The 7,453-nt window shown below is 71.7% G+C and carries 4 protein-coding genes and 1 pseudogene; 4 read left to right on the top strand and 1 reads right to left on the bottom strand.

Annotated features, from left to right (window positions below; translation table 11 throughout):
- Positions 1-213: 213 nt before the first annotated feature.
- Positions 214-540 carry a hypothetical protein gene (locus SSNG_RS05205; protein WP_129593285.1) on the top strand — a complete coding sequence of 109 codons (327 nt, stop codon included), beginning with the start codon at positions 214-216 and terminating at the stop codon, positions 538-540.
- 68 nt (positions 541-608) lie between these two features.
- Here SSNG_RS05205 and SSNG_RS45220 read toward each other — a convergent pair.
- Positions 609-4,087: pseudogene (locus tag SSNG_RS45220) on the bottom strand (M28 family peptidase).
- Between the two features lie 169 nt (positions 4,088-4,256).
- Here SSNG_RS45220 and SSNG_RS05195 point away from each other — a divergent pair.
- The 3 genes from SSNG_RS05195 to SSNG_RS05185 all read left to right on the top strand — a co-directional run bounded on the left by SSNG_RS05195 (position 4,257) and on the right by SSNG_RS05185 (position 7,219).
- Positions 4,257-5,216 carry a LysR family transcriptional regulator gene (locus SSNG_RS05195; protein WP_007262749.1) on the top strand — a complete coding sequence of 320 codons (960 nt, stop codon included), beginning with the start codon at positions 4,257-4,259 and terminating at the stop codon, positions 5,214-5,216.
- A gap of 125 nt (positions 5,217-5,341) precedes the next feature.
- Positions 5,342-6,787 carry a glyceraldehyde-3-phosphate dehydrogenase gene (locus SSNG_RS05190; RefSeq protein WP_007262748.1) on the top strand — a complete coding sequence of 482 codons (1,446 nt, stop codon included), beginning with the start codon at positions 5,342-5,344 and terminating at the stop codon, positions 6,785-6,787.
- 75 nt (positions 6,788-6,862) lie between these two features.
- Positions 6,863-7,219, top strand: coding sequence for a zinc ribbon domain-containing protein YjdM (locus tag SSNG_RS05185; protein ID WP_007262747.1), 357 nt, complete (start codon positions 6,863-6,865; stop codon positions 7,217-7,219).
- Positions 7,220-7,453: the final 234 nt, after the last annotated feature.

Genomic DNA, 7,453 nt, shown 5'->3' with positions numbered 1-7,453 from the left:
GACCGGCAGGCCGATGACCTCGCTGTGGCTAGACGAGGCCTTCCCCAAGGAGACCGGGACGCGACCTCGCAAGGCGGCCGCGACTCCGGTCACCCGCCGCCGGCGCCGGCCCCGGCCCCTGCCGCCGCGCGCCCGGCGCCGGCGCCGGCGCAGGAGCAGGCGGAGGCGGAGGCCGGGACGGAGAGGTCCGGCCCCGAGGGCGACGCGGACCGGGTGGAGCATCCCGCTCCGGTGACGGTCCGGGCGGCGGTGCCCGCGGCCCGGCCGCCGGCGTCCGGGGTGGCCGCGGAAGATCCCGCCGAGCCGCTGCCCGGCGCCGACCTGCTGTCCCGCATCGAGAGCCGGATCCGCGAGGTGCACGCGGGAGCCGCCGAGATCCGCGGGCTGCTCACCGAGCTGAAGGAGCGGGCCGGCGACCCCTCGGCCCCGGCGCCGATCGGGCGCGGGCGGGCCGACGCCGCCGTGCGGCTGCTGAACCAGACCGTGGCCCGGCTGCGGGAACTGCCGGAACTCGTCGAGGTGATGGCCGACTCCGACTGAGTGGGCGCGGCGGAGCCCGGCCGGGGGTGCCGGCCGGGCTCCTGGGCGGTTCGGGTGGTGCCGTCCGGTCAGCTGGTCTGGAGGGTCACGTCGTCCACCACGAAGGAGGTCTGGAGTGACTGGTCCTCCACGCCCTTGAACTGGAGGACGACGGTCTGCCCGGCGAACTGGGAGACGTCGTAGCTCTTCAGGGTGTAGCCGGAGCCCGCGTCCAGGTTGGACAGGGTCGCCAGGGTCTGGCCGCCCACCGAGACCGTGAAGGTGTCGTAGGCGACGTTCTCGTTCTCGTCGGTGTCGATGTGCAGGTAGAAGGAGAGCCGGCCGGAGGCGCAGCCGGCGGGAAGGGTCAGGGACTGCGAGGCGCTGTCCGTGCGGGAGCTGCCCCAGCCGTTCAGCCAGGCCATGTACGAGCCGCCGTGCGGGAGCTGGCCGGACTGGTTGGTGATCACCCCGGAGGTCGCCGACCACGGGGCGGAGCCGCTTTCGAAGCCGCCGTTGGCGACGACCTGGGCCGGGGTGCAGGTGCCGCCGCCCCCGCCGACGGTCAGCGTGTACGTGGTGCTGTGGGTGGCGGAGCCGGTACCGGTGACGGTGAGGGTGTGCGTGCCGGCCGGGGTGCCCGCGGCGACCTGGACGGAGAGGGTGGCGGACTGGCCGGACTGGACCGAGGCCGGGCTGACGGCCGCGGTCACGCCGGAGGGGGCGCCCGTCACGGCCAGGGCGACGGTCTGCGGGCTGCCGCTGACGGTGGCGGTGTTCACCGTGGAGGTGACGGAGCCGCCCGGGTTGGCGGAGCCGGCGGCCGGGCTGGTGGCGATGGAGAAGTCGTTGGCGGGGGTGCCGCCGCCGACGGCCGTGTTCCAGATGGCGTACGCGACGCCGTCGGCGCTGCGGTCGAGGACGGTGGCGCTGATGTTGGACGGGGTGTCGCAGGAGCTGTGGTAGCAGGAGTCGTACGCCGCGCCCGCGGTGCCGCCCCACTTCGCGGCCTGCGCGGAGGTCTTGCGGGCGCTGGCGCCCGCGGCGTAGCCGGAGGTGGGGATGCCGGCCTGCTGGAAGGAGTAGTCGTCACTGCGGCCCTGGCCCTCGGTGTTCTCCTCCGGGGCGAGGTTCAGCGAGGTCCAGTACGCCTTCAGCGGGGCGGCGGTGGCGGAGTTGACGTTGTTGACGAAGTAGCCGCCGTTGGTCGAGCCGACCATGTCGAAGTTGTAGTAGCCCTTGATGGCCGCCCGCTGGGCGCTGGTGAGCTGGTTGACGTAGAACTTCGAGCCGTTGAGGCCCTGCTCCTCGTCGGTCCACCAGGCGAACCGCACGTGCTGGGTCATCGTCGGGTTCTTCTGCGCCAGGACGAGGGCGTTCTCCAGCAGGGTGGCGGAGCCCGAGCCGTTGTCGTTGATGCCCGGTCCGGCCGAGACGCCGTCGAGGTGGGCGCCGAACATCACGGTCTTGTCGGCGGGGCCGCCCGGCCAGTCGGCGATCAGGTTGTTCGACGGGTAGGTGCAGGAGGTGCAGGCCTGCTCGGTGACGGTGTAGCCGGCGGCCTGCAGCTTGCCCTTCACGTACGCGAGGGACTGGGTGTATCCGGCGCTGCCGGCCCGGCGGTTGCCGCCGTTCTGCGAGGCGATCGTGCCGAGCTGGGCCAGGTGTGCCTGGACGTTGGCGACGCTGATGTCGGGCGCGGTCGGGTCGGGCTGGGTGCCGCCCACGGTGAGGGCGTAGTCGACGGTGTGCGCGAGGGACGCGCCCTGGCCCTTGACGGTGACGGTGGAGGCCCCCGGCGCCGTGTTGGACGAGGCGGAGAGCGTCAGCGTCGAGGACTGCCCGGACTGTACGGTGGCCGGGTTGAAGGAGGCGGTGACCCCGGCCGGCAGGCCCGTGGCGGTGAGCGTCACCTGCTGGGCGGAGCCGCTGGTGGTGCTGGTGGCCACGGTGGTGGTGACGGAGCCGCCCTGCCGGACGGTGCCGGAGGCCGGGTTCAGGGAGAGCGAGAAGTCGTTCTGGCCGCTCGGGGTGCAGGTCGGGTCGCCGCTCTGGGCGGGCACGCTGATGGCGTCCCAGGCGGCCTTGGTCTTGTTGAACAGGTTGCAGGTGGCGTCGAGGGACTTGGCCGAGCTGAGCGTGGCCGTCCGGTACTTCTTGTAGGACATGCTGCTGGTCTTGAGGAGCATGCCGCCGTAGAAGATCTTGCCGGCGTTCTGCACGCCGACACCGGTCAGCGTGGTCTGGTTGCAGGTGCTGCTGTTGGGCTTGCCGCCGCCCGGGTTGGTGCCCTCGGCCAGCAGGTAGAAACAAAATGGTTGAGCGGCCCGGCCGCCTTGTGCACCTCGGTGCCGGGGATCGCGGAGCTGTAGCAGGCCGGGTCGTTGTTGACCGCCGGCGGGTCGTACATGTTGCGGATCGGGCCGCGGCCCTGGAGGTTGATGACCTCGCCGACCGTGTAGTCGGGGGTGTCGTACGGGGCCGGCTCGTTGACGTACGCCTCGGTCAGCGCGCCGAAGATGTCGCCGGTGGCCTCGCCCAGGCCGGCCTCCTGGCCGCTGGTGCCGCCGGGGGTGTTGGAGTCGATGGCGTGCCCGTACTCGTGGGCCACCACGTCCACGCCGGCGATCCACTCGTTGGCGCTGTTGCGGCCGATGGTGACGGAACTGCCGTCCCAGTAGGCGTTGAGGTCGCTCAGGCCCACCTTGCCGGGGAAGCTGCGGCCGTTGCCGCTGACGCCGTTGCGGCCGAGCCACTGGGAGAGCATGTCCCACTGCTTCTGCGCGGCGAACATCAGGTCGACGCACCCGGTCTCCTTGGAGGTCGGGTTGCCGGTGCCCCAGGAGTCCGAGGACTTGCTGAAGACGGTTCCGGAGCTGTAGTCCGCGCAGCTCAGACCCGGGCGGTTCGGGTCGCGCAGGGAGTACGTGCCACCGGAGGCGGTGGTGTCGATCGTCAGCGGGTTGGGCCCGTTCCACTTGCTGTTGCCGGTGCCGGCCACCACGTCGTCGTAGCGGTCGACGACCTTCCCGGTGCGGGCGTCCACGAAGACGTGCAGCCGGCTGGGCGCCGTACGGGTGCGGCCGGTGAGCACGGTCTCCCAGGCCAGCACGGGCTTGTCGTCCTTGAGCCGGACGACGAGCCGGCTGCTCTCGACCTCGTCCACCTTCTCCAGCTCGCGCCGCGAGGAGGCCTCGGCCGCCTTCGCGTCGACGTCCGGGGTGGTCGCCACGTCGATCACGGTCGCGGAGGCCGACTGGAGCGCGCGGACCCGGCCCTCGCCGTCCGCGAGGACGACCGCGTCGCCGCCGACGACCGGCAGGCCCCGGTAGCTGCGCTCGTACGCGACGGAGTACAGGTCCTTCACCCAGGGGGTGACCAGGCGCCGTTCGTACTGCTGGCGGGGGGAGTTGACCAGGGTGTCGAGGCCGCTGCGGACGGCCGCGTCCGCGGCGGCCACGGCCCGCTCGGCCTTGGACTGGCGGGGTGGTACGGGATCCGGCTGCGCGGCCGACGCGGTGCCGGCCAGCGCGCCGGCGAGGCTCGCGGTCAGCGCGAGGGCTGCCACGGACGCCGTCCATCTGGTGGGCTGCACGAGTCCACTCCGATCGTGTGTGGGGGGTGGGTGGCGGTACGCGTCGCCGAGTATGAGCGTGGACATGGCGAGATTGGGACATCCCTGCGGGCATAAGGCGCGGGTTATGGTGCGCCGCCGTGGCGCTTCGTAAGCTGCCCGGATGCAGCTGGAGTTGAGGCATCTGCAAGCCGTCTGCCGGATCGCGGAAGCGGGCAGCCTGGGGGAGGCGGCCAGGCGGCTGGGGATCTCGCAGCCCGCGCTCTCCGCCCAGCTGCGCCGGATCGAGGCGGTCACCGGCGGGGAGCTCTTCGCGCGGGGCCGCCACGGCGTGGAGCCCACCGCCCTGGGGCACTTCGTGCTGGCCAGGGCGCGCCGCGTGCTGGGCGAGATGGCCGCCCTCGGCGCCGAGGCCCGCGCGCAGGCCGCCGACGCCCCGCTCAGGCTCGGCTGCATCCTGCTGGTGCTCCTGGACGGCCTGCTCGCCCGGACGGACCAGGCCCTGTCCGGGCGCGAGGTCACCGTGGACCTGGAGGACTCCGTCACGGCGCTGGTGCGGATGCTCGGCGCCGGCCAGTACGACGTGATCGTGTACGGCGAGGTGAACGACTACGAGGTCCCGCTGCCCAGGGGGGTCACGGCCCGCACGGTGGTGCCCCAGGAGCCGTTCTGCATCCGGATGTCCTCGGGGCACCGCCTCGCGGGACGCGCGACCCTGGACCTGGCCGAGCTGGCGGGGGAGCAGTGGATGACCCTGGTGGAGGACGACGACGGCGGCCCCGAGGCCCTGGTCGAGGCCTGCGCGAAGGCGGGCTTCGCCCCCTCGCTCCGCCACCGGATCACCGACCGCCAGATGCGGCACGAGCTGATCGCCGCGGGCCGCGCGATCGCCCTCTGCCAGCCCACGGCCCCGCCCGTGGCCGGGACCGTGATGCGCCCCCTGGCCGGCACGCCGGTCACCGGCCGCATCCGCCTCGCCTGGAACCGCTCGGCGGTCCCGGTGCAGCAGGCCGAGCGGCTCTACCGCGCGGCGGTCGCCGCGTACCTGGCGAACGTGGACAACAACGACTTCCACCGGGAGTGGTGGGACGCCCACCCGGAGGCCCGGCCGGTGCTCGACTGAATCCGCAAGGCCGCAGCTCAGGCCGGGGGCGGCCGGCGCCGGCGACGCTCAGGCGGTCCCCCTTGAAGGAACGATCCGGCGGCGGGTTAGCATATGAGCGCCGCCTAGCTCGAAAGATAACGTCTGTGACTGTCAACGAGGACTCGTTCGCCAACTGGAAGACCCGCGAGGAGATCGCGGAGTCGATGATCCCCCTCATCGGGAAGCTGCACCGGGAACGGGACGTCACGATCCTGCTCCACAGCCGCTCCCTGGTGAACAAGTCGGTCGTGAGCATTCTCAAGGCCCACCGCTTCGCCCGGCAGATCGACGGCGAGGAGCTGTCGGTCACCGAGACGATGCCGTTCCTCCAGGCCCTCACCGCCCTCGACCTGGGTCCGTCCCAGATCGACATCGGCATGCTCGCCGCCACCTACAAGACCGACGACCGCGGTCTGTCGGTCGAGGCCTTCACCGCCGAGGCCGTCGTCGGCGCCACCGGCGAGAACAAGATCGAGCGCCGCGAGGGACGCGACGTCGTCCTCTACGGCTTCGGCCGCATCGGCCGCCTCGTCGCCCGCCTGCTCATCGAGAAGGCCGGCTCCGGCAACGGCCTGCGCCTGCGCGCCATCGTCGTGCGCGGCGGCGGCGACGCCGACCTGGTCAAGCGCGCCTCGCTGCTGCGCCGCGACTCCATCCACGGCCAGTTCCAGGGCACCATCACGGTGGACGAGGCCGCGGGCACGATCGTCGCGAACGGCAACACCATCAAGGTGATCTACGCGAACGACCCGTCCGAGATCGACTACACCGAGTACGGCATCAACGACGCCATCCTCATCGACAACACGGGCAAGTGGCGCGACCGCGAGGGCCTCTCCCAGCACCTGCGCCCGGGCATCGACAAGGTCGTCCTGACGGCCCCCGGCAAGGGCGACGTCCCGAACATCGTCCACGGCGTCAACCACGACACCATCAAGCCGGACGAGCGCGTCCTGTCCTGCGCCTCCTGCACCACCAACGCGATCGTCCCGCCGCTGAAGGCGATGGACGACGAGTACGGTGTGCTCCGCGGCCACGTGGAGACCGTCCACTCGTTCACGAACGACCAGAACCTGCTGGACAACTACCACAAGGCCGACCGCCGCGGCCGCTCCGCGCCGCTCAACATGGTCATCACCGAGACCGGCGCCGCCTCCGCCGTCGCCAAGGCGCTGCCCGACCTCAAGGCCCCGATCACCGGCAGCTCGATCCGCGTGCCCGTCCCGGACGTCTCGATCGCCATCCTGAGCCTGCGCCTGGGCCGCGAGACCACCCGCGAAGAGGTCCTGGAGTACCTGCGCGGCGTGTCGCTGCACTCGCCGCTCAAGCGCCAGATCGACTTCACCACCGCGCCCGACGCCGTCTCCATGGACTTCGTGGGCTCGCGCCACGCCTCCATCGTCGACGCCGGTGCCACCAAGGTCGACGGCGACAACGCGATCCTCTACCTCTGGTACGACAACGAGTTCGGCTACTCGTGCCAGGTGATCCGCGTCGTCCAGCACGTCTCCGGGGTGGAGTACCCGACCTACCCGGTCCCGCAGGTCTGATCCCGCGCATCGCCCGACCCGGTGCCCCGCCGACGCCCGTCGGCGGGGCACCGCGCGTTTCCATAGACTGCTCCCGTGACCGAGAACGTGCTTCCCCCCTGTCCCGAATGCTCCGGCCCGTACGCCTACGAGATGGGCGCCCTGCTCGTCTGCCCCGAATGCGGGCACGAATGGCCCCTCGCGGCCGGCGGGGACGGTGACGCCCCCCAGGAGCGGGTGGTCAAGGACTCGGTCGGGAACGTGCTCGCCGACGGGGACACCGTGACCGTGGTGAAGGGCCTGAAGGTCAAGGGCCACCCGACCGGCATCAAGGCGGGCACCAAGGTCCGGGGCATCCGCCTCGTCGACGGGGTCGACGGGCACGACATCGACTGCAAGATCGACGGATTCGGCGCCATGCAGCTGAAGTCGAGCGTGGTGAGGAAAGGCTGATTTCCCACTGACGCCCCTCCCCTTTTCCGCCCCCGTCCACCTCTGGTGGGCGGGGGCGTCGCCGTATCCGGACCGGCCATTGCCGTCCCATTCAGGCCACGTCGGCTGAAGCCCGCCGATCGGGTGCCCGGTGGGGAGGGTTTTTCCGTGAAATCCCGCCACTTGCCGTACGGGTTCGGAAATGCGGCCGGATCTCCGGCTCTAGCGGTCCTTCGGGCGGCCGGGTGATCCTGA

Origin of the sequence: Streptomyces sp. C, from assembly GCF_000158895.1 — a bacterium.
Lineage (GTDB): Bacteria > Actinomycetota > Actinomycetes > Streptomycetales > Streptomycetaceae > Streptomyces > Streptomyces racemochromogenes.
The sequence above is the reverse complement of the archived record's forward strand: the minus strand, read 5'-3'. Positions and strand labels throughout refer to the sequence as shown.

Coding starts and splice junctions, on each gene's coding strand:
- SSNG_RS05195 (WP_007262749.1), top strand. CDS start 4,257: ATGCAGCTGGAGTTGAGGCATCTGCAAGCCGTCTGCCGGATCGCGGAA.